The 26,694-nt window shown below is 57.3% G+C and carries 19 protein-coding genes; 12 read left to right on the forward strand and 7 right to left on the reverse strand.

The annotated features are described in order from the left end of the window. The first annotated feature begins 4 nt into the window (after nucleotides 1–4). Genes trbE through THALAR_RS06540 form a run of 8 tightly spaced genes read left to right on the forward strand, consistent with a single transcriptional unit; the run spans nucleotide 5 to nucleotide 7,941 of the window. Nucleotides 5–2,485, forward strand: coding sequence for a conjugal transfer protein TrbE (trbE, locus tag THALAR_RS06505; protein WP_021100706.1), 2,481 nt, complete (start codon nucleotides 5–7; stop codon nucleotides 2,483–2,485). Beyond that, nucleotides 2,469–3,251, forward strand: a complete 783-nt coding sequence (gene trbJ, locus THALAR_RS06510) for a P-type conjugative transfer protein TrbJ (RefSeq protein ID WP_021100707.1) — start codon at nucleotides 2,469–2,471, stop codon at nucleotides 3,249–3,251. The genes trbE and trbJ overlap by 17 nt, the downstream gene beginning before the upstream one ends. 4 nt (nucleotides 3,252–3,255) lie before the next feature. Then, entirely contained in the window at nucleotides 3,256–3,525 is a 270-nt protein-coding gene (gene trbK-alt, locus THALAR_RS06515) for a putative entry exclusion protein TrbK-alt (protein WP_021100708.1), read from the forward strand. Nucleotides 3,526–3,529: 4 nt separating this feature from the next. After that, a complete protein-coding gene (gene trbL / locus THALAR_RS06520; RefSeq protein ID WP_021100709.1) occupies nucleotides 3,530–4,816 on the forward strand; it encodes a P-type conjugative transfer protein TrbL in 1,287 nt (428 codons plus the stop codon). After that, nucleotides 4,816–5,499, forward strand: a complete 684-nt coding sequence (gene trbF / locus THALAR_RS06525; protein WP_021100710.1) for a conjugal transfer protein TrbF — start codon at nucleotides 4,816–4,818, stop codon at nucleotides 5,497–5,499. Before trbL ends, trbF begins: the two co-directional genes overlap by 1 nt. Beyond that, nucleotides 5,496–6,476, forward strand: a complete 981-nt coding sequence (gene trbG / locus THALAR_RS06530) for a P-type conjugative transfer protein TrbG (RefSeq protein ID WP_021100711.1) — start codon at nucleotides 5,496–5,498, stop codon at nucleotides 6,474–6,476. The genes trbF and trbG overlap by 4 nt, the downstream gene beginning before the upstream one ends. Further along, entirely contained in the window at nucleotides 6,473–7,672 is a 1,200-nt protein-coding gene (locus THALAR_RS06535; protein ID WP_021100712.1) for a TrbI/VirB10 family protein, read from the forward strand. Before trbG ends, THALAR_RS06535 begins: the two co-directional genes overlap by 4 nt. Then, nucleotides 7,669–7,941 carry a DUF2274 domain-containing protein gene (locus THALAR_RS06540; RefSeq protein WP_021100713.1) on the forward strand — a complete coding sequence of 91 codons (273 nt, stop codon included), beginning with the start codon at nucleotides 7,669–7,671 and terminating at the stop codon, nucleotides 7,939–7,941. Before THALAR_RS06535 ends, THALAR_RS06540 begins: the two co-directional genes overlap by 4 nt. A gap of 155 nt (nucleotides 7,942–8,096) precedes the next feature. Here THALAR_RS06540 and THALAR_RS06545 read toward each other — a convergent pair whose 3' ends face one another. Then, complete coding sequence (locus THALAR_RS06545; RefSeq protein ID WP_021100714.1) at nucleotides 8,097–12,704, reverse strand: Ig-like domain-containing protein; 4,608 nt, start codon at nucleotides 12,702–12,704, stop codon at nucleotides 8,097–8,099. 681 nt (nucleotides 12,705–13,385) lie between these two features. On the opposite strand from THALAR_RS06545, the gene THALAR_RS06550 reads away from it, so the two are divergent. Continuing rightward, nucleotides 13,386–14,696, forward strand: a complete 1,311-nt coding sequence (locus THALAR_RS06550) for a site-specific integrase (RefSeq protein ID WP_021100715.1) — start codon at nucleotides 13,386–13,388, stop codon at nucleotides 14,694–14,696. A gap of 144 nt (nucleotides 14,697–14,840) precedes the next feature. After that, nucleotides 14,841–15,101, forward strand: a complete 261-nt coding sequence (locus THALAR_RS06555) for a pyocin activator PrtN family protein (protein ID WP_021100716.1) — start codon at nucleotides 14,841–14,843, stop codon at nucleotides 15,099–15,101. 62 nt (nucleotides 15,102–15,163) lie between these two features. On the opposite strand, the gene THALAR_RS06560 is transcribed toward THALAR_RS06555, so the two are convergent. Next, nucleotides 15,164–15,436, reverse strand: a complete 273-nt coding sequence (locus THALAR_RS06560) for a helix-turn-helix domain-containing protein (RefSeq protein ID WP_021100717.1) — start codon at nucleotides 15,434–15,436, stop codon at nucleotides 15,164–15,166. Between the two features lie 303 nt (nucleotides 15,437–15,739). On the opposite strand from THALAR_RS06560, the gene THALAR_RS06565 reads away from it, so the two are divergent. Together THALAR_RS06565 and THALAR_RS06570 are read left to right on the forward strand one after the other, a co-directional pair. Next, entirely contained in the window at nucleotides 15,740–16,279 is a 540-nt protein-coding gene (locus tag THALAR_RS06565) for a hypothetical protein (protein ID WP_154666752.1), read from the forward strand. A 376-nt stretch (nucleotides 16,280–16,655) separates the two neighbouring features. Then, a complete protein-coding gene (locus THALAR_RS06570; RefSeq protein WP_211264785.1) occupies nucleotides 16,656–17,138 on the forward strand; it encodes a DUF433 domain-containing protein in 483 nt (160 codons plus the stop codon). A 1,275-nt stretch (nucleotides 17,139–18,413) separates the two neighbouring features. Here the strand turns inward: THALAR_RS06570 and THALAR_RS06575 are convergent. From THALAR_RS06575 to THALAR_RS06595, 5 genes are all read right to left on the reverse strand, one after another. Beyond that, entirely contained in the window at nucleotides 18,414–19,601 is a 1,188-nt protein-coding gene (locus THALAR_RS06575; RefSeq protein WP_021100722.1) for a GIY-YIG nuclease family protein, read from the reverse strand. After that, nucleotides 19,591–21,636 (reverse strand): DEAD/DEAH box helicase, encoded by a 2,046-nt coding sequence (locus THALAR_RS06580; protein ID WP_021100723.1) that lies wholly within the window; start codon nucleotides 21,634–21,636, stop codon nucleotides 19,591–19,593. Before THALAR_RS06580 ends, THALAR_RS06575 begins: the two co-directional genes overlap by 11 nt. 8 nt (nucleotides 21,637–21,644) lie before the next feature. Beyond that, complete coding sequence (locus THALAR_RS06585) at nucleotides 21,645–22,406, reverse strand: hypothetical protein (protein ID WP_051153599.1); 762 nt, start codon at nucleotides 22,404–22,406, stop codon at nucleotides 21,645–21,647. Between the two features lie 103 nt (nucleotides 22,407–22,509). After that, nucleotides 22,510–23,826, reverse strand: a complete 1,317-nt coding sequence (locus THALAR_RS06590; protein WP_021100724.1) for a PDDEXK-like family protein — start codon at nucleotides 23,824–23,826, stop codon at nucleotides 22,510–22,512. After that, nucleotides 23,823–26,573 carry a class I SAM-dependent DNA methyltransferase gene (locus tag THALAR_RS06595; RefSeq protein WP_021100725.1) on the reverse strand — a complete coding sequence of 917 codons (2,751 nt, stop codon included), beginning with the start codon at nucleotides 26,571–26,573 and terminating at the stop codon, nucleotides 23,823–23,825. The genes THALAR_RS06590 and THALAR_RS06595 overlap by 4 nt, the downstream gene beginning before the upstream one ends. Between the last annotated feature and the right edge of the window lie 121 nt (nucleotides 26,574–26,694).

Here is a 26,694-nt window from a genome sequence, read left to right on the forward strand (position 1 = left end):
GCCGATGATGCGTCTCGCCGAATACCGCTCCAAATCCGCCTTACTGGCCGATTTCCTGCCCTGGGCCGCGCTTGTCGCGCCCGGCGTCATCCTGAACAAGGACGGCAGCCTGCAACGCACCGCGCGGTTTCGGGGGCCTGATCTGGATTCCGCCACGCCCGCCGAACTGGTCGCCACATCAGCTCGGTTCAACAGCGCGCTGCGACGGCTTGGCTCTGGCTGGGCCGTCTTCGTGGAAGCGCAGCGTGTACCAGCGCAGGACTACCCCGCCTCCGAGTTTCCCGATCCTGTCTCCGCCCTCGTCGATGCCGAGCGGTGCGCGCAATTCGAAGAAGCGGGCGCGCATTTCGAGAGCGCGTATTTTCTGACGTTGGTCTGGATGCCGCCCGCTGACAACGCGAGCCGCGCCGAAGGCTGGCTGCTCGAAAACGCCCCGGATCGCAGCACCAAGCCTCAGGATCTCGTCTCCAGCTTTGTCGGCCGCGCCCACCGGCTGACCGATCTGCTTGACGGGTTCATGCCGGAGATCGCCTGGCTCTCCGATGAAGAGACCCTGACCTACCTGCATTCAACCGTTTCGACCCGGCGCCAACGCCTCCGCGTGCCGGAGGTACCGATGCATCTGGACGCTGTGCTGGCCGATGATCCTCTTGTGGGTGGACTGACACCCCGGCTCGGAGCCGCGCATCTCAAGACCTTGACCATCATTGGCCTGCCGAGCGCAACATGGCCCGGGCTGCTCGACGAGTTGAACGCGCAGGGTTTCGAGTATCGCTGGTGCACGCGCGCGATCTGCCTCGACAAGACGGATGCCGCCCGGGTGTTCACCCGTATCCGCCGGCAGTGGTTCGCCAAGCGCAAGTCGGTCGCCGCGATCTTGAAGGAGGTGATGACCAACGAAGCCTCGACCTTGCTCGACAGCGACGCGGCCAACAAGGCGGCGGATGCAGATGAAGCGCTACAGGAACTCGGCGCCGATGTCGCGGGTGCTGCCTATGTCACCGCCACGATCACCGTCTGGGACGAGGACGCGGCAGCCGCCGAGGCCAAGCTCAAGGCCGCCGAGAAGATTGTGCAGGGACGGGATTTCACCTGCATCCCGGAATCTCTGAACGCGCTCGAGGCCTGGCTCAGCTCCCTGCCCGGCCATCTCTACGCAAATGTCCGTCAGCCCCCGATGTCGACGCTGAACCTTGCCCATATGATCCCGATCTCGGCGGTCTGGGCAGGGCCGGATCGGAACGACCACCTCGACGGCCCGCCGCTGTTCCACGCCGAAACCGACGGCACAACGCCGTTTCGATTCTCCACCCATGTGGGCGATGTCGGCCATACCTTGATCGTCGGCCCGACCGGAGCGGGCAAATCGGTGTTGCTGGCACTCATGGCGCTGCAGTTCCGACGCTATGTCCCCGCGCAGGTCTTCGCCTTCGACTTCGGCGGTTCGATCCGCTGCGCCACGCTCGCCATGGGCGGGGACTGGGAGAACCTGGGCGATACACTGACCGACGAAGAACCAGCGTTGCAGCTGCAGCCGCTGGCCGGGATCAAAGAGGCGACGGATCGTGCCTGGGCGCAGGACTGGCTCGCGGGAATCCTTGGACGGGAAGGCGCGACGATCGACCCAGGCGCGCGGGACCATCTCTGGTCCGCTTTGACCTCGCTCGCTTCAGCCCCACGCCAGGAACGCACGCTGACCGGCCTCTCGGTCCTGCTGCAATCGACAGAACTCAAACGCGCGCTCAAGCCCTTCTGCCTCGGCGGGCCTTTCGGGCGGCTGCTCGATGCCGAGACGGAGGAACTGGGCAGCGCCGATATGCTGGCCTTCGAGACCGAAGGGTTGATCGGCTCGGCGGCGGCCCCCGCCGTCCTGGCCTATCTCTTCCATCGGATCGAAGCCCGACTCGACGGGCGGCCCACGATGATCCTGATCGACGAAGGCTGGCTTGCGCTCGATGACGCCAATTTCGGCGGGCAGCTGCGCGAATGGCTGAAGACGCTTCGGAAGAAGAACGCTTCGGTGATCTTCGCCACCCAGTCACTGGCCGATATCGACGGGTCCCTCATCGCACCCGCCATCGTCGAGAGCTGCCCCACGCGCATCTTCCTTCCCAACGAGCGCGCCTTCGAACCCCAAATCGCTCGAATCTACAAGAACTTCGGGCTGAACGACCGTCAGATCGACATCGTCGCCCGCGCGACACCGAAGCGCGACTACTACTGCCAGTCGCGGCGGGGCAACCGGCTCTTCTTGCTGGGGCTCGGCGAGGTGGCGCTGGCCTTCACCGCCGCCTCCTCCAAGGCCGATCAGGCCGCAATCAGCGATCTGCTCGCCACCCATGGCCGGGACGGCTTTGCCGCCGCCTGGCTGCGCCATCGCGGCCTTGATTGGGCCATCGACCTGCTCGGGCCCGACATCGCACCAGCCGATCCGACACCCCCTCACCCTGAATTGAAGGAGACAGAATATGACCCGCAACCCTGACTGCCCCGCCCGGCCCTTGAAACTCGCAGCGGCACTGATGGCCAGCGCCCTCGTCCTGACACCGGTCCTGACGACACCGGCCCAAGCCTTCTTCTTCGGGGGCGGCGGGCGGATCGTCTACGATCCACAGAACCACGCCGAAAACATCCTCTCGGCCGCCCGCGCGCTGGAGCAGATCAACAACCAGATCGCCCAGATACAGAACCAGGCGCAAATGCTGATGAACGATGCGCTGAACCTTGCGAACCTGCCGCATTCCTCGCTGGCGGAGCTGCAGGGAGCCATCGGCGAAACCCAGCGACTTCTGGCCGATGCCCAGAGCCTCGCCTTCGACGTCGCCACCATCGAACAGGCTTTCGCGCAGGACTACGGTGCTGCCGCAGCCCAAGGTGATTTCGATGCGATGATCGCCGGTGCGCGCGAGCGGTGGGAAACCTCCGTCGCGAGCTTCGAGGACAGCTTGCGCGTGCAGGCCGGGGTCGTCGGCAATATCGACGGCGCGCGCACGCAGATGGACGCGCTCATCCGCGAAAGCCAAGGAGCCGTTGGGGCCCTGCAGGTCGCGCAGGCTGGCAACCAGCTGCTCGCATTGCAGTCGACACAGATTGCCGATCTGACCGCCGCCATTGCGGCGCAGAACCGCGCCGAAGCGCTTGAAGCCGCCCGGATCGCCTCCGCCGAGGCGCAGGGCCGCGAGAACCTAGCCCGGTTCCTCGATTACGGCGGCGGTTACACGCCTGGCACCGTCCGCTTCTTCGGGGATTGAGCTCATGGCCCCTAAAACTCCGCAAACCCTGCGCCTGATCGCCTTCGGCATCGGCGGTCTCGCTGCCCTCGCCGCCGCTGTGGAACTCACCCGGACGATCCTGCCCACCGACACCGGGCGTATGGTCAGGGATGACGCCTTGCGCAGCACCCTCGCGCATTGCCGTGACCTGACGCCCGAAGACTATGCCACCGACACCGAATGCCGCGCCGCCTGGGAGGCGGCCCGGCAGCGCTTCTTCGATCTGGCTCCAGAGCCGGCCGGGACGGAGTGAGGCAATGGGCGGCGTCAGTGTCATCGACCGGTTTCTAGAGGTCTTCGCCTCCTATATCGATTCCGGTTTCGGCCTTCTGGGTGGCGACGTCGCCTTCCTCGCCACCACGCTGATCGTCATCGACATCACGTTGGCTGCCCTCTTCTGGGCATGGGGTACGGATGACGACATCATTGCACGGCTGGTGAAAAAGACCCTCTTCGTCGGGGTCTTCGCCTATATCATCGGCAACTGGAACACGCTGGCCCGGATCGTCTTCGACAGTTTCGCGGGCCTTGGCCTGGTCGCCACCGGCGGCACGATCTCCGCCGGGGAGCTCCTCCAGCCGGGGCGCATCGCGCAGGTCGGGCTCGAGGCGGGCCAGCCGATCCTCGCCTCCATCGCCGACCTCTCCGGGTTCGTCGCCGTCTTCGAGAACTTCATTCAGATCGGGATCCTGTTCTTCGCATGGTTGGTGGTTCTGCTCTCGTTCTTCATCCTCGCCATCCAGCTTTTCGTCACCCTAATCGAATTCAAGCTGGCCACGCTGGCGGGCTTCATCCTCGTGCCCTTCGGCCTCTTCAACAAGACCGCCTTCATGGCCGAACGTGTGCTGGGCCTCGTCATTTCTTCGGGCGTCAAGGTTCTGGTGCTGGCCGTGATCGTCGGTATCGGGTCGACCATCTTCAGCGAGTTCACCGCCGGATTCGCGGGTGAACCCACGATCAACGACGCCATGTCGGTGGTCCTTGGCGCACTGGCGCTCCTCGCCCTCGGTATCTTCGGCCCCGGCATCGCCAATGGCATCGTTTCGGGCGGGCCGCAGCTCGGTGCAGGCGCCGCAGTCGGCACCGGTATCGCCGTGGGCGGAGCCGCGGTCGCCGGTATGGCCGGGACCCGGATGGCCCTTGGCACTGGCGGTGCCGCCCTGCGTGGTGCCAGTGCGGTCGGCAGCGGAACCGCCACTGCATACCAGCTTGGCGCCGCCTCGCGCAGCACGGCGATGGGCAAGTCTGTCGGCGGTGTGGCCGCTATCGGCAAGACCGGTGCCGTCGCCGCGTTCAGCCCGCTCCGACGCGCAATCTCGGAAGGCGCGCAGTCCGGTGCCCGCGCAGCCTATGCCGCTACCGGCGGCCGCATGGCGGGTGGCGCCCTGCCCTCCCCGGCCAATGACGGTCCGCCCGACTGGGCGCGCCGGATGAAGCGCCAGCAATCCCTTCAACACGGCCTTTCCACTGCCGCTCATGTCGTCCGCTCTGGCGATCATGGCGGGGGCGGCACGGTCGTCAGCCTCTCCGAAAGGTCCTCCTGATGTTCCGACGCCCCAGTGTCCGCTACGGTACCACGCCCGAGCCCGTCACCCCCTACCAGAAGGCCGCTCAGGTCTGGGACGAGCGCATCGGCTCCGCTCGTGTGCAGGCCCGCAACTGGCGCCTTATGGCGATGGGCTGCCTTGCCCTGTCCGCCGGGCTCAGCGCGGCGCTCACCTGGCAATCGACGCGCAGCAGCGTCGTCCCCTACGTGGTCGAGGTCGACAATCTCGGTGCGGCGCAGGCCGTTGCCCCGGCGCTGGCCGAGTATCGCCCGACCGATCCGCAGATCGCCTGGCATCTTGCCCGCTTCGTCGAGCATGTCCGGCAGGTCCCGGCCGACCCGATCGTTCTGCGCCAGAACTGGCTGCGCGCCTACGATTTCGCCACGGATCGCGGCGCTGTCGCGCTAAACGACCATGCCCGGGTGAACGATCCCTTCGCGCAGGTCGGCGACACACAGGTCTCCGTAGAAGTCTCAAGCGTCATCCGCGCCTCGGACACGAGCTTCCGCATCGCCTGGATCGAGCGGCGCTACGAAAACGGTCAGCTCGCCACAACCGAACGCTGGACCGCCATCCTGACCGTCGTGATCCAGCCGCCGCGCGATGCGGAGCGCCTGCGGGCCAACCCGCTTGGCGTCTATGTCCATGCCATCAACTGGTCGAGGGAGAACGCCCAATGAGACGACTTCGCCCCATCCCCGTTCTTCTCCTCGCGGCCACGGCGCTGACCGCCTGCACGGGGCAACGCCCGCCCGAAATCGCCTATGACGACCACGTTCCGGCCCTCGCTCCGCCGCCGGCGCCACCCCCGGCCGAGGGGCCGCCCCGCCCCGTCCACACGCCGCCAGCGTGGGCGCCCTCCCGAGGCGGCGATCCGGAAGCGGATACGCCCGAGGCGCGCATCATCGCTGCCAATGCCGCCGCCCGGGTCGAACCCCGCCAGCAGGGCTATTTCAACGCCATACAGGTTTTTCCGTGGAGCGAGGGCGCGCTCTACCAGGTCTATGCAGCACCCGGGCAGATCACGAATATCGCGCTCGAACCCGGCGAACGCCTGACCGGCCCCGGCCCGATCGCGGCCGGCGACACCACGCGCTGGATCATCGGCGACACCACCAGCGGTGCGGGCCGCACCGAGCGCGTCCATATCCTCGTCAAACCCACCCGCCCCGACATCTCCACCAATCTCGTCGTCAACACCGACCGGCGCACTTATCACATCGAGTTGCACGCCGACGAGGAGACCTGGATGCCCAGCGTTGCATGGGCCTATCCAGAGGTGCGATCCACGCCCCGCACCCCGACAATCCGCCGTCCCGCGATCCCACCCGAGGCCGAGCGGCAATACCGTTACGGCTTGCAGGGCGACGCCCCACCCTGGCGGCCGGTCTCGGTCTTCGACGACGGGCGCCGTGTCTATGTCGTGTTCCCGCCCGGCATCGCCCAGGGCCAAATGCCCCCGCTCTTCGTGATCGGCGCGGATGGACGTGGCCAGATCGTCAACACACGCGTACTCGGCAACGTGCTGATCGTCGACCGGCTCTTCGGGGCCGCAGAACTGCGTCTCGGCGAAAGACAACAGCAGGTCGTGCGGATCGTACGGACAGATGGCGCTCAGAGCCCACCGCGCGCGCCACAGCCGGAGGCGGAGCGATGACACACAACCCTGATATCCAAGAGCCGCCACGGACCGAGGAAGACATCGCCCAGGAGCTTCGCCTCAGGCCCGATCCGCCCCGTGTCATGCGCTTGTCTCGCCGGGCCATTGCCCTTGCCACCGCAATCGGCGGTCTGGGTCTGGGCGCGATCCTGATCGTGGCCCTGCAGAACAACCGGCAGGAGGGCACCCAGACCGAGCTCTTTTCCACCGAACGCATTCAAGCGGCTGAAGGGCTGTCGACGCTACCGCGAGATTACGCCGATGTCCCGCGTCTCGGCCCACCCTTGCCCGGTGAGTTGGGCCGCGCCATCCTTGGGGCGCAAGATCGCGGCCAGCCGGTCCCGGCACCGCCCCTTTCCGGTCCATTGGCCCCCACAGTCGATCCGGAGGAACAACGCCGCCTTCAGGAACTCGACGCCGCCCGCCTGAGCGCCCTTTTCGCCGAGGCGCAAACCATGCAACGCGGCGGAGCACAGCCCACATCTACGCCCCCCGCGACCGGCGCGCTCTTTCCCTCCACTTTGGGCAGCCCGACGGCAAGCGATCCGGTCTCAAACCGGGAGGCGTTCCTTACCCGTCCCGGAGACACGGACACCGTTAGTGCGCAGCGCATGGTGCCGCCGCCCAGCCCCTACATCCTGCAGGCCGGCACGGTGATCCCGGCCGCCCTGATCACCGGCCTGCGCTCCGACCTTCCCGGCCAGATCTCGGCTCAGGTGACGTCGAATGTCTTTGATACCCCCTCAGGGCGGTACTTGCTGATCCCGCAAGGCGCTCGGCTTCTGGGAGAATACGACAGCCGCATCGCATCCGGGCAAAGCCGCCTGCTCCTCGTCTGGACCCGCCTCATCCTGCCGGATGGTCGCTCCATTGTGCTGGAACGCGCGCCCGGCACTGACGGAACAGGCGCGTCCGGTCTGCAGGACCGGGTCAACTATCATTGGGGTCGCGTCTTTCTCGCCGCAGGCCTCGCCACGATCCTAAACCTCGGCCTGGAAAGCGGGGCCGACAGCGAGGATGACGTCGCCCGTGCCATCCGCGAGGCCGCGCAGGACACGATCGGACGGACCGGGGACGAGATCGTCCGGCAGCAGCTCGCCGTCCCGCCGACACTGACCATCCGCCCGGGCTTCCCCGTTCGCGTCATGGTCACCCGCGACCTGATCCTCGAGCCTTTGGGAGAAATAAGATGACGAAGCTGAAGCTTGGACCGATCCATGACGACAAACCGGTCAAGTTGACCGTGGAGCTTCCCGCCGATGTGCACCGCGACCTCTGCGACTACGCGGCTGTCCTGAGCCACCAGACCGGCCAGGACCTTGAGCCCGCCCGCCTCGTCGCCCCAATGCTTGCCCGCTTCATGGCCACGGACCGCGGGTTCGCAGCAGCGCGGAAAACGGGATCGAGGGCGAACCGCAAGAAACCAGACCCATCGAAGTCTCTGGATACCGATCAGGGCTAAGTATCTGAGAAATCGTAAGTCTCTTGGCGAAGCGCATTGCACACGGATCGCACATCGGTCCACCCTACCCGCCTCAGGTTGCTAGGGAGTCGGTCCGATCCTCCTTGGGCTTCAAAGAAAGCTGGCTTCTTTGGAGCGCCACAGGATAGATCAAGTTAACCGAACAGAAAATCATCGGCAAAGCTCCGGGATACTTCGGTACCATCATCAAAGGTAGTTATACGGCTAACTCGATCACCATTCTCATCAAACGTATCTACATAACTGGTCCAGGGACGCACGTCTGCCGCATCCGTCATCGTCGCCGTCGTTCTGATGCCGTCAGTATAGTCAGTCTCAAGCGTGCGGCCATCATCGTAAACGTTCGTCTGCTGGGATCGTTGGCCAGACGCATTGTATTCCCGCGCAATGGTCGCCCAGACAAATTCGTCCGCCGCATCCGTGATAAGCATCTCGCTTCGGACGCCATCGACGTAGCTGGTCTCTGAAATCCGCCCATCGTCGTACGCCAATACACGGCTACTACGGTCACCGTCCTCATCAAAAGTATCTACATAACTGGTCCAAGGACGCACGTCTGCCGCATCCGTCATCGTCGCCGTCGTTCTGATGCCGTCGACGAACTCAGTTGCAAGAACGCGACCATCAGCGAACTCGCGAGTCTCCGTTGTGGTCGTGGGCGCGGCATTCACCGTCACATCGACGGTTACTGTGTCCTCGCCACCGAAGCCGTCCGCCACCGAGTAGTCGAAGCTCGCCGGGCCGTCGTAGCCCGCATCCGGCGTGAAGATCACCTCGTCGTTGGTCGGATCCGCATCGCCCTTGTCGTCAAGTGCAACCGAGCCGTTGACCACATCCGACACCGACGCCACCGTCAGCGTGTCGCCATCGACGTCCGTGTCGCCATCAAGCAGCGAAGACACCGGCAGCACCAGCGTCCCGTCCTCCGCGATCTCGAAGGTTTCAGCATCCGCAACAGGCGCGGTGTTGTCTTCGTCGGTCAGACCGTCCTGGTCGTTGTCCTTGAAGTCGTTGATCTCAGGCGCGCCCGGGTAAATCGTGTCGTCATCATCGAACGCATCGCCCGCAATCCCGGACGTGCCGGCCGGCGCCGCGTAGGCCGACTGGTTCGTCGCCGCATCGTCCACGCCAAAGCCGTCACCATCACCATCCAGATACCAGGTGAAGGGACCGTCGAGGCCATCGACGATCAGCGTCGCCGTGTTCGGCGTCTCGCCACCCTGACCGTCCGTCACGCTGTAGCTCACCGTGACCGTCGTGCTCTCGCCCGACGATAGCGCCTCGGCAAACTGGCTGGCATCAATGCTGAGAACCGCGCCGAGCAGCTCGAACGATACTGCAGCGCCATTCTGATCCTGCGCGCTAACAGCCGTCACGCCGAGCGTCCCGCCGTCGCTGTCAGACGCCCCGGCATCCCCCAGAAGATCAATCCCAACAGCCGAACCATCCTCAGACACAGACCCAGCGTTAATAGCGGAGGCAGAAGGCGGAAGGTTGGATAATGTCAGTCCATCGAAGTCCGTTGAGTCAAGCGATAGCAGACTGGAGCCCTGAAGAAGGATGCTATCTGTTCCAAGGCGAATGCGAAGCCCACCCGCCTCTGTCTCAAAAACAATATCACTGAAAGAGAAGCCGTAGGCACTGATATCAATCTTGTCTCCATCTTCAGCACCAATGCCCTTTTGGAAATCTGTAATGATATCGTCTGACTCACCGGGGCGCATAATAAACACGTCGTCTCCGCCGCCCCCGGTAACCACGTCATCTCCCGCGCCCGCCTCAATCGTGTCGTCCCCTTCGCCTGCATCGATCACGTCATCGCCGCCCAAGGCAATGATCCGATCATCACCCGCCGCAGTCGTGATCTCATCGTTGCCGTCCGTCGCCGTGATGTCGAAGGTCTCAAAGCCGTTCAACTGGATTGATTGATTGACCAGGTTCCCCCCATCGACATCGGTGATACGGATAATCTCATTACTGCTGCTATTACTGGTTTCTCGATGAAGATTTAGCTCTACAGCAGCCGCTACACGCCCTCCGGGACCCGCAAGACCGTTCGAGTAATCCAGCCTCAGGAAGTCCTCACCCAAACCACCGCCTAGGTTCTGCGTCTGCGCCCCGGCAATAATACTGTCGTTGCCGGATCCCAAGCTGCCAGATACCTGCTCAATGCCGGTCCAGGACCCAAGCAACCCCTGTCCAGTTCCTAAATCTATTGTCACATTCTGCGTTTCTGAGGAAGCGTTGAATCTGACTGTGTCGAACCCCTCTCCACCGGACACGATGTCCAGCACCCCGACGTTTAGAAACGTGTCATTCCCGTCGCCGCCGCTCATCGCATCGACGCCAGCACCGCCATCGATCTGGTCGTTGCCATCCCCGCCAAGAATGACATCGTTACCGTCGCCCGTGACGATATTGTCGTTGCCGGGCGTTCCAATCACCACAAACTGCTCGACATTGACGAAATTCAGCCGTCCCTCGGGACCGATGAAACTGCGCGTCGCTCCGCTTGTGCTGGTGGAAACGGAACTCCATTCCCTCAGATCCAGTGTGACCTGATCGGTCCCCCCCTCACCATCAAAACTCTCGGTTCCTCCAGCGGGGGTAATCCACTCTTGGTTGGAGCTGTTTGTGAAATTTACTGACCCGCCCGCTGCGTCATCGTCGATAATCGAGAAAGACGCCGAGGCAAGATATTGGCTCGCAGGTTGATCGGGTGAGGATTGCACGATCAGGCCGAAGGTTTCGACGGCTTCGCGGGAGTTATCGTCCCGGATACGAACGTCGACGGTTGCTTCGGCGTCCCCCGGCGCGAACGTCACGGCACGGTTGAGAATGCCATCGTAATCGCCCCCATTCGAGCTGCCTCGGTCAACGGTGGTGGAAACGTAGACCGTTTGCTCAGCGCTGTCATCCGGCCGGGTGATAGTGAACTCTATGGACGTATTGCCCTCTACTATGGTTTCCTCAGCAGGCGTAATTTGGAAGGAGCCAGCCGGACTATTCGCCGGGATGGTCGTGGGACTTGTCGGCCCCCCCTCCCTGTCGCCAAAGTGCACGATCAAGGCATCGTTTGTCGCTGGCAAACCCTGAAACTCAGCGATCGACAACCAACCGGCCGGTCCTGCTGCGCCATCGATATCGACTTGGAGAACTTGCCGAACTGTTCCAAGTGCTACGTTAGTTGGGTCCAAGCGTACAAGTTCGGAACCCGGCACTCCGCTACCATAGGCATCCCCGGTAAGGGCCGACACATCAATGACATCTCCTTCGCCAAAATCGAATTCACCTGGAGTGTTGCCGAGGTTGTAGTCAAAGATGACGTCGATGGATCCAATGAGGTAAAAGTCACGTGGTCCGAAAACAAAACGATCCGCGCCGGACCCGCCATACAATTCGTCGCCGTCACTCATCCCAACGATAAGGATGTCGTCGCCTTCGTCGCCGTACACTTGGTCAGCACCTTGGCCGCCATCTAGGGTATCGTTTCCAACCTCTCCTCTCAGGAGATCGCCGTCCCTCCCGCCATGGAGTCGATCGGCATCGTCGCCACCAAAAAGCTGGTCTCTCCCTCTACCTCCAGAAATAAGGTCATCGCCCGCCTCGCCAGCGAGCCGGTCGTTCCCTGCCAAGCCGAGGATATAATCCGCTGCGCCCGTGCCATTGATGGCACGATCACCAAGATCATCTGGTGGACTACCTCGGAAATCCCTGAACAGACTTATGAAACCGTCGCCATAATCAGGGACGGCGCTATACGAGTCTACACCCATGATGATCTCTTGATCGACATAATGATCGTAAAGCGGATCGGAAACCAACGCCTGAACGTTTGTCCAGTACAGACCGATATTGTGCTCGGCGCCAAAGTTGACACCTCCAACATCAGAGTTGTCGATATTTGGCAGTTGTAGATCAAAATCACTTGGACTGTTGATATTATTTATCAGCACGTCGTTGGGGATTAGAGGAACGATACCATCGTCATCAGCCGCATAGTAGACACGATCTTGCGTGTGATTAATGCTTACGTAATACGAGGGAAAACCAACCGAAGAAATTTCTTGTCCTAGCACGCCTTCAAATAAATTCGCATACTCATTGACGGCTAATTCTTGTCCTAGATAGGGATCTACACCAGCAGAAGCGATAGATACCGCACTCATGTCAAGGCCTTCGACAGCCTCAAACCTTTTTGAATCGACAAGCATAAATGTGTCGACCATTGTCCCGCCAAGACTGTGACCAGACACCACAAAGTTCTGTATATTGTTCGTCTTAACGTAGTCGAGCGCAGCATCGACTATCGGCTGCAGCCCTCGGTAGTAGTTTGCCGTGCCGCTTGGGGTGAAAGTCTGAAGCTGACCTATCGCGTCGGCACCGTCGGAGCCTCTGAACGCCAAAACAAGAGTGTCTTGCCCGTCAATAATAGTTCGTGCCAAAAGTGCTTCGGACCCATTTATCTCCAAGCCGTTTTCATTGCTTACGTACAAGCCGCCTGACGTGAACCCTCCCAGCGCCCCCCCATCAAAGAACGTGCCGCCCAGTTCGCTATCTGTTAGGGTTTGCCAACCCGGATTGATACTATTCAAATAGCCGCGATAATTGTCCCCGTAACGTAAGTTCCCGTCATCAGTGGTATCAAGCCATTGATCAGAATCTGAAATCGAAGGCCCACCATACACCGCTCTAGCAAGGAATGTGCCTGCGAGCACTGCGTCAGACTCAGAAATCGGCATGATGAACTCCGCCGCAATTGGTGAAAGAATTTGCGTACCAGCCTTTGGTGGCGTTCTCAAAAAAATGACTTTTCAAAAGGATACCCCAAAATTTAACTCAAAAGTTATGCCAGTGCTTTCGCAAAAGCAACGAAATGTGGTGCTGCGAAGAACCAAAGCCTGCGGATTCAGCTTCAGGTAGCAGTCGTTGCGTCAGATGGTTTCCCTAAACTACCTAAGTTACTCCGGTAAAACCGCGCTTCTATCTAAACACATCAACACAACCGACAAACGCCCGCCAGAGCGCTCCAGAGGGCGGTTTCAAGTTGCACACATAGTGCACACGATGCCAATTAACCAATTGAATATAAACACGAACCCGTCCAATCCATCATGGGTGCAACGCTGAGCCGAGCGGCATTTTTTACATTTGAATTCAAATACATAACAGTAGTTCCGAGGCTTCTTTACTTTGCCGCATTTCCTGTGATTCACCCCGATTTTCGGTGGTTTCCGTGGGTTTTCCGAGAACGCTTGCTACTGAGTAGCAGCTTTTTGCACAGCCTGCATCCCCAAGTGAGGGCCCCTCCTGAGACACAATCCCACCCATTCCAGGCCTGAACTTTGAAAAAAATCAGTCATGCGGTTTCCGGCCGGAAAAAACCAACACCAGCTCCTCATAATTGATCAAGGAAGAGTATCATGTCTCAGACTATACAACATAGTTCCGCAAGCCTTCTTGCAAAAATCTCGCGCAATCAATCTGCGAGTTCACCTTTCGCGCTCCCGTCACCGGCACCCACCGGTCCAGCACCAAGAAGTGTGACCCCACCTAAATCCAAAAAGTCTCCCAAACGCTCAATCACCCAGAGCAAAATGGTGATGTCAAAGCCAGCGGGGAACTCTACCGAGCGGACAGATTGCTCTCAAGAACCATTCATCTCTCAACGCTCGGGCAAAGATGGATCACCAAGATACTGTGTACAAATTCGCCGAAAACAAGATCAAGGAAATGTCAGCTCAAGCAAGACCTTTTCAACTCTTGAAGCGGCTAAGAAATGGCGTGACGACACACTGGCTAAGATTCAACTGGGGTTGCTTGCCCCCAAACAGAATGAAGAGGAAACAAAACAAGTCCTTGTGTGCGATCTGTTGCAGAAAAGGAGGAAAAATGGTCGGCGCTTGGGGCGCTCGGCCAATCAAAACTTGGATTCAATGATCAAACATGATCGTTGTCAGGTGCCTGCGTCAACCATTGACCAAAATTGGTTCATGTCCATGGCGGATGACCTTATCCAAACAGGAATGCTTCCTCAGACTGCTGCCAGTTACATGGCCATGCTTGCCGCTTCACTCAAATGGGCCGCAGATCGGGAAGCCGATGTGCCATATGACGTCGTTATGAGGGCAATGAAAGTACTATGGGACGATGAGATTCTTGCCCGTTCAGAAGAACGGGAACGCAGACCATCTCTGAATGAGCTGGATCAAATTTTTAACGCTGTTCTTGCCAACAAGCGACAAAAAATTCCTGTAGTCACCATAAGTGTATTCGCAATTTATTCGTGTCGACGCCTTAGCGAAATTTGCCGGCTTCGCTGGAGCGACCTGAACGTCTCTGAGAGTTCGATTCTGGTTCGTCAGATGAAGCATCCGCGAAAAAAGAAACGGCACAACGTACGCGTGAATTTGCCCTCTGAAGCATTGAAGATCATCCTGGCTATGCCGAGGACGTCAGAGTTTATCTTCCCGTATAACCCGAAATCTATGGGGACCGCATTTCGTCGTCACCGGCAATTGGTCAAAATTGAAGACCTTCGGTTCCATGACCTACGCCATGAAGGGATTAGCTTGCTGTTTGAGAAAGGTGAGCGTGATCACTTCGTTATGAAGTCATCTGGACATCAATCGCGACAATGCTTGGATCGCTACGTCAACGTAGAAAAAACCGGTGACAAATTCGAAAATTGGCACTGGTTGGATTGGGTGATTACCTACTGGAACACCAACTAAGGCTACTAATATTTTCGGGTCGGCGCTATCTTCGCGTCGACCTCAAATAAAATTATTTACCACTGACAAACTTTTTCCCTGACAGCCTTTCCGCTCGCAGAAGAATGTTCCCACCTCCTTCAAAGAAAACAACTGGAGGCAAAAATGACAACATTCGATATGCTCTTGGCACATTTCGGCGGCATCCCAATGATCCCATTGGAAGCCGCAGCGCCCTATTGGGGCTATGAACCTGATACTTTGGCAAAGAAGGTAGAAGCCGGTGATGTCCGCCTTCCCTTTTTTCGTCTGGACACAAGTCAAAAGGCTGTCCGCCTTGTGATGTTAAGCGACGTAGCTGAGCTTCTCGACGAGCGTCACCGCGCTGCCAGCGATAATTTCTTAAGCAAATGGGACCAGGAGTGACCGGCGGCGATTTACCGGGGAACTTGCTTTTCAAGCAAAGGACAACGTCACGCGACGAGTCCTCACTGACCATGCATCCCGTCAATGTCCTTGTTAAGCAGTCCTAAAAGATGGATCCGAATAAACTCTGCAGGGTCAAAGCTAAGCGCGTTCACCCAATTACAAAACTCGACAATGTCGAGACGACGCTCACAAATTTCCACTTTTGCGATGAAGGAACGGTTACGCCCCAGCAGATGGGCGAGGTCTGTCTGTGACAATCCCCGTTCCGACCGCAACTCGACAAGGGCCGTCACAACCGCCTTATACTCTTTGGTGTGTTGTGCCCCGGCCATGACGCCCCTTTCGCTATAGACACAACCACTTAGCCTATGCTATCGACTGCTCCCAAAAAGGGAGCAAAGGATGAACAATTGCATTTTCAGTCACCCAAGTGTCCGATGGCCACCACACTCTTGGTACCAACCCAATAGGCTACCTCTGACGGCCTCAGGGAGCGAAGATGGAGGCAGGGAGCGTGTTGAGAAAGCGATGCGGGGTACCGTCTTTTTCAAACGAAGCTTGCATGATGTCGCAGGTGAAGGTTTTTCACCTTCAACTCAACTTTCGACGCCGCAGGCATCCTTATGACAAACCACATGTTAGACGACTACGTGATCCTGGATTTTGAAGCGTCCAGCCGGTGGGTCGAAAGTTGGCCAATCGAAGTCGGCGCTACATGGTTTGAACAAAGCAAACCGAATACCTGGTCCTCATTAATCAAACCTGCGCCCCATTGGAACAAACAGGATTTTGACGTTTTCCATTCTGCGACACACCGATTGTCCGTAAAGGATCTCCGAGACGCCCCAGAAGCCACGCAGGTTGCCCTGACACTGATCCCGCACATCGCCGGCCGTACAGTCGTATGCGATCAGCCAGACTACATACAGCACTGGCTCGCCAAACTGTTTGAAACGGTCCATTTGGCACATACAAAGCCAGTCACTTCTTTTGAGGAAGCCAGCAAAGAGCTCTTCTCGGATGAAGGACTTCGTATTATCGACGAGACGCTATCAGGACAGGCAGAGCCGCGTCGTGCAGGCCCTGACAGTGCGCGGCTTGCATCCGGATGGGAGGCGGCGCTCAGGGAGCAAAACAAGCGTTTTACACTGGAAGACAGCCCCTCTAATCCGTGACCGATGGCAGGACCTACACAAGCCTGTGTGATACTCTGTACCCTCAGGCCTTAAATTGCCAATTTTCCGGATATGTCGCAGAATCTTAGCCCTCGCCCCCCCCTGATCACGCTCATCCGGATGCGTTCTGATTGTCGACCAACCATTTGAAATGAATTCAATATATTAAGGCGGTTCGAAAGGCTTCTTCATGTCGTCAGAATATCTAAACTTCTCAGACCTGCCCAAATCCATCCTCCGCCCGCTTGGGGTCGATGAGGTCGCGGCAATCATCGGGGTATCACGCAGAACCATGATCCGGCTGGTCAAAATTGGCACCCTGCCAAAGTCGGCATTTTACCGGTCCAGGAGCACCTCAACACCAGGTGCGTGGCCCATGATGAAGCCTACAGCATGTCCAATGGCGTATTTCGACGCAACCACCGGTCCGCTTCTGAGCAGCCAGATTCAGCGTCGGATGATCCAACAAATCGGCAGGATTTTACAAGGGAGAGCGCCTAACGAGATCTTCGAGATAGGTGCGATGCGCATCGACCTCCCGTTGTCGATTTCTCAAGCCGTATACAAGATGGTGGCGCTGGCGACCGCTGAATCCAAAGTAGTCTCTGATCCAAGGATCCGAGGTGGCTTACCGGTGGTACGCGGCACCAGAATTGGGGTTTATGAAATAGCCGACCTCTCCAAAGGTGAGGCTGACGATTACATCCTTGAACAGTTCCCCAGCCTCACGCGCACGCTTCTTGAGCATGCAAAGCTCTACGCAAGTGCCCATCCACTTCCCCGCCGCAAGGGACGACCCGATCGGCCGCGCCCCCCAAACCTCAGAACTCACTCGATCAGCAAAAATCTATTGTCCTGATCGGGTCTTACCGCTCCGTCCCTTTAACCGACGTCGTGTGAATGGCTTGGCGTGCATTTGCTTGTTTCACAGGTATATGGTGTCGAAGGACTATGGATGGAAATGGGATTTACGGATGCGAAGACAGAGTTTCCCAATCGTTTCAGACAGGCTTCAGCGCCTGACAATCAGCGCGCAATAATCAGTACTCCCAGGAGCTGCCGGCCGATGGGGTCTTCACGCGGTATCAAAGCTTGGCAGCGGTTCCCCCCTGTCTTGAAAAACCCATCATGTTTGGCCGGGTGCGGTCGCGGCCAAACGCGGTATTCTTCGGTATTCTCGACTCTATACCAGTATAGAACGCAGCATGCCGGGGCATACTCACACTCGAAGGCAAGGCACCAAACATCTTGAAAAATGAATAAAGCTCAGATTCGGGAACTGCCGACGTATTAAATCCCTCTGTCCGATCGATGATGCTCGGTTCCGCTGCGGTTCGAGCCCCCATTCATCTGGATATATAGGGCCTTACAGCCGCATTGAAAAATACCCTAAAACAATTTCAAAGTTTCCAACGCAAAGATACCGGGGAGTTTTTGCGTCACACCGGGGAGTTTTTGCGTCACACTGGGGAGTTTCTGCGTCTTTGTGGGGAGTTTCTGCGTCGCAACGGGGAATTTCTGCGTCGCGCCCTCTGTAAGAGTATGATTTCAAATACCTATTCAGCCCCTGAATCAAGAAGAATCATGAATCTATTAGAAAGAGGCGGCACAATAAAAATTGTGCTCGCCGTTTTTCCTTTCCAGAAAAGGACCTCATATACCTTTTGTGTTCAGCAGATGCATCCGCCAGGCAGGACTCTAAGTTGAAGCATTGTGGCGCGCAGCAATGTGACGACTCGGGATCCTGCTTGAAAACACAAAGGTCGCTTTTGCGACAATGCGAGAGCTTTTTCCCTTTCGGGGCGAAGCGAGTTCGGGGCCTCGTGCCCCATATCGTGGCGAAGTCGAACCGGCCGGAGGCTTCCTGGGGAAACAAGCGTTTAGGGCGCGCACTGAATGCAGGTTTCCCCTGCCACACCTACGAATTCACATGGCTGTTTGGCCATGATTGATTTCTTTGAAGATCAGCAGCAGGCAGCAAAACAAACGCTGAAATAGATCGGGCGTTGGACTGCCACCAACGGACTTGGGTGGTTTTCTACTCAGTTACAGACAAATTTGAAATTTTGTCTGTAACCATGGTCTTCGGTCAAAGCTGCCCAGGCCATGCTCTCTACTGTTTCAAGGGATCAGCTCAAGATGGCCGTAGTACAAGCTTTGCTTGCTGAGGGTCATACACAAACTGTGTGATCGTACCGTCCTTGATCTTCTGAACGGCTTCATCGATTGCGAAGAGTGGCACCAGGAACCATTCTCGTGGAACGACAGGGCGGCCAAATCGGTCTTCGATTTGAATGTCGAGCCGTGCACTGTCAAATATCCGGTGGATCAGGTTTTCGAGCCTGGTTTGGTTGATGTTGTAAAGCTCGTATGTTGCCACGATGTCGACCGGTGCCATCAAGAATGTTGGCTGCAAATGTGCCCCCGCGATCCGTTTTTCGACACTCATCGTCGTGACGCCAATCTTGTGCACTAAATCACGGTTCGCAGTGACTGTCGGATTGTCTGACCTACTGCGCAACACGTAGATTACCCCGGTCGTATCGTCCCCCTCCTCAGGGGCGTCAGAGAACAGGGGGCCAGCCAGAGGCTCTGTGATGCGCCGGCCTGCTTCATCGCTGTTCAACGCCCGTTGCAAAGAACGCATGAGCATTTTACTTTCGGTGCCATTGTCAAAGACAACCCGTAGCCGGGCATCTGTTCGACCTTGGTCCGTGAGGGTCACCTCGCCCATTTCGGCAACATAGGCTTTCTGCCCGTGTACAATGAAGAACCGTCCAGGCTCGATTTCAGCTTTCAACTCAAAAGGACGGGTCTCCCTTTGACCGCTGTCCAATTCACGCTGAACCTTTTCGAACAAAGGCTGGAACTCATCGAAATCCTTGCATATCTCCCGATTTGCAACGTTCTCTGCAGCCTTCTTCTCTGCTGCGGATCGAACATGTTTCAGTTCGGTTATCGGAGATGGTGCGATGTCCACACCGAGTTCCGCGAGCAGGGCGTCGTCATCCAGATCGTCGCTTTGGTCTATAGCAGGCGGCGCGCTCAGCAGCCCTTGATGATCAAGAGGTTCAAGGAGATCACGTGCCTCCGACAACTCGCGTAGGCGGTCTAACCTGACTGCGTATAGACGTTCAAAAATATCCCCGTCTGGTGAATGCCCAGGCAAGCGCTCATGATCCGCGACAAACTTCTGGATATCCTCGAAGCCCGCGATGATGCGCTCTTCACGCGGCGTTCTTTTGACCTGCTTCTTCTGCTCGATCTCAACGCCGAGTTCAGCAAGAAGCGCATCGTCGTCATCTGTGAAATCACTGGGCATTCATCGCCTCCTGCTTCATCCGCGCCAGAAATGCGACACCTTCAGCCATCTTCTTTTCCCATGCATCCGAAGAGGTCAAGGACGGTAAGGTGCCCCGCTCTTGCTTGAACTTCAAGGCCCGCTTGGCAAGGTCACGCGCCTCCTCAGGGGTAAGCTTGATCTTTTTGGCCTCAATGACAGCAGCGACCTGTTTGAGGCTATCCTCACTCATGGTCTTAGCCAGGATCGCATAGGCTTCGCTGAAGGGGTTGATGCGATCGATGAGGTCGATATCCAGATCGCGGACATTCATTGCGAACTGCCGAACCCCAGTCACAAACGCCGTGTTGGCCTGCGCTTCTGTGTCATCACCCAGCAGGGTCTTCTTGGCTTGTTGCGTGAAATTCAGCGCCGCGACAGCATGTTGCCGCACGGCCTCTTGATCCTCCGCATCAAGTTCGGGAAATTTGGATTGCACGATTTTGCCCATCCGGACTTGGGTGAGTTCTTCCGGTACAAGCTCTTCATCAAACAGCCCACGCTCTATCGTGGTTTTGTCCTGAACGAAGGCCGTGATGACCTCATTCAGATCATTCTCGCAGATCCGGCTGGCCTCCGGGCTCTTGGGTTGGGTCAGGCCCTTGATCTCGATCTGGAACTTGCCGCTGTCCTCATTGAAGCCGACATTGCATTTCTCCGGATCGAAGCCCCCTTCACCATAGTCAAAACCCTCCTGCGCCGTATTGGTGGCAACCTTGGGTTTGAACTCGAATTTCGGCGTCAGCACCTGCTCCATCAACAGACTGGCGGCGATGGCCTTGAGGGTATCGTTCACAGCCTCCTTGACGGCTTCCTCAGAGGCATCAGGCTCCGCGATAAGGTTGGTGAAACGGGAATGGGTCTTGCCTTTGGCATCCCGTGTTGCACGCCCGATGATCTGCACGATCTCGGTCAGGCTGGAGCGGTAGCCGACGGTTAGCGCGTGTTCGCACCAAATCCAGTCGAACCCCTCCTTGGCCATCCCAAGCGCAATGATGATGTCCACGTGGTCGCGGTTGTTTTTCTGCTTTGGATCCTTCAACGCCGCCGAGACACGCTCGCGCTTGGCGGCTTCATCATCCACCAGATCCGCGACCCGTAACACACGCCCATCGGTCCGTTTGATCAGCTGAAACCCAGTTTCAGCATCGGTCCCCTGCCATTCCCCCAAAGCATCCAGGATATGCTCAACCTCGCGATGTTTGTCCTTGGTGCTCTCACGCGAGTTCACATTGGGGATATGCAGGATTGTCTTCTCATCAGGGTCCAAGACCTTCAGCAGGTCATCCGCATAGGACCCGCTGTAGAAGAAATACCCGATGTCCAGCGTCTTGAGGTAGGTATAGCCGCTGAGCTGTTCGTAATAGGTATAGGTGACCGTCTCAAACTTGGCTTCGTCCTCTGGCCCCAGCACAGCCTCTGTATCGCCGCGAAAATAGGAACCGGTCATGGCGACAACATGCAGCTTGTCGCGGGCGATCATCGCCCCCAGATGCGCGCCCAGCTTGTTGTCAGGGTTGGCAGAGACATGGTGGAATTCATCCACCGCGATCAACCGATCGTCAAACGCCTCAATCCCGAATTTATCGACCGCAAAGCGGAATGTGGCATGGGTGCAGACAAGGATCTGGTCATCACTGTCGAGGAAAGAGCGTACCGACCCGACCTTACCGTCATCGCCCCCTGGGGCATTGCAGAGGTTCCAACGCGGCGCGACGGTCCAATCGGCCCAGAAGCCGAACCTGGTCAGCGGCTCATCAGCAAAGCTTGACCCGATGGATTTCTCAGGCACCACGATGATCGCCTGTTTGAGACCCTGATTATGCAGCTTGTCCAGCGCAATGAACATCAGCGCGCGGCTTTTCCCCGAAGCGGGCGGCGATTTGATCAGCAGGTATTGCTCTCCTCGCTTTTCGTAGGCGCGTTCCTGCATGGTGCGCATGCCCATTTCGTTGGACGTGGTGGAGCTACCATTGGCCGGATAAGAAACACAGACAGAGGGAACGGGTTTGGGCATTGTTTTTCCTATTTTCTTGCATCCCGAAACCATTTCGGCAGAGATTTCAATTCCGACACCATGATATTATCAGGGAGTCCTTCCCAGAATAAAATCAGGGCCTGACTAAACTCTAAAAAGTCAGCGTCTGTTACAACCATGTGTTCGTGCCTAAGGATTCTCATTCTTAAGTTTGACGAATAAAATCCTTGATGGGATCTGGCCGTAAAGCGAGGAAACTTTGAATCCAGTTGCTTCAGAGATTGCCCATCACCGTGCTTGAAAACGTTAACAACGAGGCGGAGGGAATCTAACGAGCTGTAGAAAATCTGACCACGGACATCAAAGTATCCAGTAACTTTCAAAAGATTATAAATTTCATCAAGCGTGACACTCCATATAGCATCCTTTACTGCATCACCAGGATGCCAGTGCCGTACTTCGTGCATCAACCATTCGCGAAGCTCCTTCTCCCAATTATGAAACATGGTGGCAATCATAGACAGGCGAACATCGTCCTTCATTTCAGAGAGAAGCCGGTATAGCTCGACACCTTCATGGTATGCGTCTTCTGCATCGGAGCCAGGGTCATGTAGCTCTGGATCAAAACGTTGCCCCATCTTGGCGTATATCAACTGAGCGTGCTCATCAGCATCAGTTTTCAAAACACTGTCCGCAAATTGCGAAAGAAGCCTCTTGTTTGCTTGATCGTAAAAGAAAGTCGCCTCTTCGACCCATCGTCTGCGCAGATAATCAGGTACTTGGAACGCACTTAAGTCTCGAACAACCATTATACTGATACCGTAATGGCTATTTTGGTGTAAATGTAGAACAACTTCACCATCCGACCATTCTCATTTTTGATACGACCCGCATCGCGGTTGGAACACCCAATCATTCCGAATTCTCTTTCTGGCCGTGCGATAAGAACTGAGGCAGCACCTTAGCAACAGCATCCACCTCTACTTCAAAAGACTTGAGCGCCTTCTTGATGGCATTTGCGATCTTGTCGTGGTCATGAATGTCATCAACTGCAAAGAAGTTCTTCTTGAAGAACTTTGAATACTTTTTGCCCTCGTCGGCCGCGCCACGTTGAAAACCAATTGTTGTCAGTGATTTCTTTTTGGCCACTTCCGTAATGGCAGCAATCAAGTCGCGCCGGAAATCATGATCGCTCAGGGGACCAACCTCTGCGTACAGGCGAACCTGACCACTGGCCCCATTTGCATCACTTGTAAGCTGGACCCAAGTGATGAGGGGGAAGCCTGCCCACCAGTTTTCACACCCATGCCACCAATATTCATCACCCCCAAATGCATCGTACCAAGCCTTTGGTAAAAAGCTGAATGTATGAGCATCCGAGTGGTTATAAACGAATTCACGCTTTCCGACTTTGATCTTCGCTTCGTCTTCAAGGTCCTCCCCAAAGACAGCATCGCAAGCAAAAGAGAAATCCGTACTTTTCCCGTGCTCCACAATAAAATCAAGCGCACGTCTATGATCACGGTAGAGCTGCCGTGCAAGTTTCTCCATTTCGGCCTGCTCATTGCTCATGCCTGTCGCCTCTCGAATAACGTCTAAATAATGCTGCAAAAATGTTTGGACTTCCGGCGCCAACGGCAGTCGACCCGACAAGGCGGTTTGGTCCAACAACCCGCAAATGGCACCATACTCGATCGGCGCATAGCGATCGTCTTCCGGGTCCTCCTCCCAAAGGGTCAAAAAGATCCCGCGCACCAAATGAAAGCTGTCCGAACCCATGAAGGTCGCATCCACCACGTCCATATATCGTTGCAGCTGGTTGCTATGCTGACCACTATCGAATTTGTTCTCGATTACAAAAACCCAGCCGTTGCGCGGGCTTAGAACAAGTAGATCAATGTTGCGCCACTCACGCCTGATTTCGGCGTCCATCATGTCGGCTTGCGAGACATCCAGCGCGGTTGGCCGTGCCTTGCTGTCATCGCCGCGCAACGCCTGGGCCAGAAACGCCTTGAGGAAGGTATCCCCCAGCCCATGGGTTTCCTGAGGGTTCAGCAACCAACCAAGGATGGCAGAGTGCCGGATTTCCATCCGTTCCATGCCCATGGTCTTGATGGGGTTAAAGCGGCTGAGGTGGGCGCGGATATTGTCCAGATCAGCATTGTTGACGAACAGGCTCTCCAGATCATCCAGTGTCGGTAAATGGGCGTCGTTATTATCAAGGCTCATGCCGATACCTTCGTGGTCATTTTGGTGTACATGTCGAACAGTTTTTCGAGGCGTTCGGTGTCGTTTTTGAAGCGGCGGCCGATGTAGATGCGTTCGAGGGTTTCGTCGTTGCGGTCGTGGGCGGCGCGGAGGTTTTCGGGCATTGTGTCGGGGTTGTAAAGATCGGCGATGGTTGCGGGGAAATGCGCCTCGCGGGCCAGAAGGATATCTTCGGCGCAGCGGGTCAGATCCTCGCGGTTCTTTTCGGTGAGTTTGGGGACGGGGAAGGTATTCCAGCCGAGGGTGTTGGAATAGCTAAAATCGGTTCTCATCCGCACGCAGACAGTGCCGATCCAGACCCAATGCAGCCGAGAGGCGATCAAGGCCATGTTCCAGAGTGGGGCGTCGTAGAGGGCAAAGAGTTTGTTCGAAATGATAGTACCGTCCCGTAAAGGGCCGCATGGAAGGTAATCGCGATTTTCCGAGCTTATTGCTGCAATCGCAATTACCTTCTCATCGCCGCTTTGCCGTCTTTCATCAAAACGGTGCGACCAAGCCGCCCCTCTCTGCGTCGCGGCTTTGGGGCTGGCTTCTCTCATTGCCCGCACTTTTTCGAAACGTGAGGCAATTGTTGGTAGGGACTTAGCTTCATCAGCTTCCTGATCCGTCACCCAGATGCAATAGCGTGACTTTCCAGATATGAACTCTTCAGAGCCTAAAATGGGCCTCACGAAACGCCGTTGGACATCAACATCCAGGTTTAGATCCGCCACCTCTTCTGAAGACAAGAGGAGGTTCCCTCCGTCCACGGGTTTGCTACCAAAAGTCATTTCTGCAATCTCGGACATAGGCTTAGCTCTTTTCGACACTGTGATATCAGGGGCATCAACAAGGTACGCGTTGATGTTATTGGCCACCTTCGCAACAGTTTCACCGGTGTCACTGACGGAAAAAATCTTCTTCTCTTCAATATTGATGTTTGAGATGCCCACAATCACGACAGTGACGCCAGCGTTGTGAGATGCCAAGTTCGCCCACTTAAATGAAGTATTTGCAAAGGCAATGCGATGTTCGGATTGATATATTAGCGGCCAAAGCATTGAAACTTGTTGACCCTGGCAAATCGAATTAGTGGAAACAAACGCCGATATGGTCGCAGTGTGAAGGCCATAATCTGCGGCCTTCATGAACCATCCCGCGACGTAGTCGAGAGACTTCCAGTTTTTTGATCTTGCGCCAAATATGCGTTCAAGATCCTCTTTCTGCTCTTTGCTTTGCCATGTGGATCCCAAATAGGGCGGGTTCCCGCAAATATACGTCTCTCCCCCCTCATTCTCGAAATCAATCTGCGCCTGATCCAGAGGGCTTTGAAACAGGTCCTCGGATTTGAACTTTACCCCCGTCCCCGTGGGCGGGCAGATCGACAGCCAATCGAGCCGCAGGGCGTTGCCGCAGGTGATCCAGTTCTGGCTGTCCAGCGGCAGGAACTCGGCCAGCGCCTCTTTCTGGCCGCGATAGGTCACATCACACTGGTATTCCGCGATGATCAGCGCCAGCCGCGCAATCTCGGCCGAGAAATCGCGCAGTTCAATCCCGCGGTAGTTGGTCAGGGGGATGTCGGTCTTGCGGTCCGCCTCCCCTCGCCGCTCATTGATCACCGCCTCGATCGCGCGCAGTTCCTTGTAGGCGATGACCAAAAAGTTGCCCGACCCGCAGGCCGGATCAAACACACGGATCTTGGCAATGCGGGCGCGCAGGTTGGCCAGCTTGCGGCGGTTGTCGCCGGCCTCCTCCAGTGCTGCGTTCAGGTCATCCAGAAACAGCGGGTTCAGCACCTTCAGGATGTTCGGCACAGAGGTGTAGTGCATGCCAAGGACAGAGCGTTCATCCTCATCCGCGACGGCCTGAATCATGGAGCCGAAGATGTCGGGGTTGATCTTGGTCCAATCCAGCCCGCCGATATGGCTCAGGTAGCGCTGTGCGATCTTGGAAAAGCGCGGCACCTCGGTGCTGCCCGAAAACAGCCCGCCGTTCACATAGGGAAAGGCATCGGCCCAGCGGGGCAAATTGGCGGCGGCGCGTTTCGGGATGGCGGTGTTCATCGCGCGGAAGATTTCCGAGATGACCTCGTGCGTGTTGGAACCATCGCGGTTCGACATCTGATCGACGGTGGCGGTGAACAGATCCTCGCCATTCAGGATGTCGGTATCCTCGGCGAAGAAGCAGAAGATCAGCCGCGCCATGAAGTGGTTCATGTCATGGCGGCGTTCGGCGGTACCCCAGTCGGGGTTGTCCTTCAGCAGCTCGATATAAAGGCGGTTCAGGCGGCCCGTGGCCTTGATGTCAAAGGCGCTCTCGCGAATTTGCTTGACGGTGGAGATGCCTGCGAGGGGCAGGAAGAGGCCGAAGTGATCAGGGAACTGTTGGAAAGTGCAGGCGACGGTTTCGCCACCGATCAGGTCCTCGGCCTCGAATTCCTGACCATCGGTGGCGAGGATGAACTTGGCTTTGAACTTGGTGGTAGCCGCGCTGTTCTTGAGCGCCGCGAGGGTGTCGGAGACCGCGCCAGGGACGCAGGTGGCGATATGGATGTTATTGCGCTGCAGGACCCCACCCAGATCGGATTTGTTCGTGTCGCCCTTGCGCAGCTTCTTGATCTCGGTGGCTTTGCGCCCGAAGGCCTCCAGAAAGGCATAGGGGAACTCAGCCGCGTCGAAGGGGGCCTCGGCAAGCTCAGAGATGGCCTGTTCGATCTCAACGGGGTTCATTCACACTTCCTTTCGCAACGTCGCCTCACCTCAATGCTGATGGCGATCGCATAAGAGCCGGTACCGGACCTCTGTCTGTCTTTCCACGGGTCGTGGGCTGGCTGGCGCGGGTGATAGGCTG

The sequence above is a fragment of the Litoreibacter arenae DSM 19593 genome, assembly GCF_000442275.2.
GTDB classification, from domain to species: domain Bacteria; phylum Pseudomonadota; class Alphaproteobacteria; order Rhodobacterales; family Rhodobacteraceae; genus Litoreibacter; species Litoreibacter arenae.

Excerpts from the sequence above, each read along its gene's own strand:
- THALAR_RS06555 (WP_021100716.1), top strand. The coding sequence starts at position 14,841 with ATGACAACATTCGATATGCTCTTGGCACATTTCGGCGGCATCCCAATG.
- THALAR_RS06585 (WP_051153599.1), bottom strand. The coding sequence starts at position 22,406 with ATGGTTGTTCGAGACTTAAGTGCGTTCCAAGTACCTGATTATCTGCGC.
- trbG (WP_021100711.1), top strand. The coding sequence starts at position 5,496 with ATGAGACGACTTCGCCCCATCCCCGTTCTTCTCCTCGCGGCCACGGCG.
- THALAR_RS06540 (WP_021100713.1), top strand. The coding sequence starts at position 7,669 with ATGACGAAGCTGAAGCTTGGACCGATCCATGACGACAAACCGGTCAAG.
- THALAR_RS06535 (WP_021100712.1), top strand. The coding sequence starts at position 6,473 with ATGACACACAACCCTGATATCCAAGAGCCGCCACGGACCGAGGAAGAC.
- trbE (WP_021100706.1), top strand. The coding sequence starts at position 5 with ATGATGCGTCTCGCCGAATACCGCTCCAAATCCGCCTTACTGGCCGAT.
- THALAR_RS06545 (WP_021100714.1), bottom strand. The coding sequence starts at position 12,704 with ATGCCGATTTCTGAGTCTGACGCAGTGCTCGCAGGCACATTCCTTGCT.
- trbJ (WP_021100707.1), top strand. The coding sequence starts at position 2,469 with ATGACCCGCAACCCTGACTGCCCCGCCCGGCCCTTGAAACTCGCAGCG.
- THALAR_RS06560 (WP_021100717.1), bottom strand. The coding sequence starts at position 15,436 with ATGGCCGGGGCACAACACACCAAAGAGTATAAGGCGGTTGTGACGGCC.
- THALAR_RS06570 (WP_211264785.1), top strand. The coding sequence starts at position 16,656 with ATGATGAAGCCTACAGCATGTCCAATGGCGTATTTCGACGCAACCACC.
- THALAR_RS06590 (WP_021100724.1), bottom strand. The coding sequence starts at position 23,826 with ATGAGCCTTGATAATAACGACGCCCATTTACCGACACTGGATGATCTG.
- trbL (WP_021100709.1), top strand. The coding sequence starts at position 3,530 with ATGGGCGGCGTCAGTGTCATCGACCGGTTTCTAGAGGTCTTCGCCTCC.
- THALAR_RS06575 (WP_021100722.1), bottom strand. The coding sequence starts at position 19,601 with ATGCCCAGTGATTTCACAGATGACGACGATGCGCTTCTTGCTGAACTC.
- trbF (WP_021100710.1), top strand. The coding sequence starts at position 4,816 with ATGTTCCGACGCCCCAGTGTCCGCTACGGTACCACGCCCGAGCCCGTC.
- trbK-alt (WP_021100708.1), top strand. The coding sequence starts at position 3,256 with ATGGCCCCTAAAACTCCGCAAACCCTGCGCCTGATCGCCTTCGGCATC.
- THALAR_RS06565 (WP_154666752.1), top strand. The coding sequence starts at position 15,740 with ATGTTAGACGACTACGTGATCCTGGATTTTGAAGCGTCCAGCCGGTGG.
- THALAR_RS06580 (WP_021100723.1), bottom strand. The coding sequence starts at position 21,636 with ATGCCCAAACCCGTTCCCTCTGTCTGTGTTTCTTATCCGGCCAATGGT.
- THALAR_RS06595 (WP_021100725.1), bottom strand. The coding sequence starts at position 26,573 with ATGAACCCCGTTGAGATCGAACAGGCCATCTCTGAGCTTGCCGAGGCC.
- THALAR_RS06550 (WP_021100715.1), top strand. The coding sequence starts at position 13,386 with ATGTCTCAGACTATACAACATAGTTCCGCAAGCCTTCTTGCAAAAATC.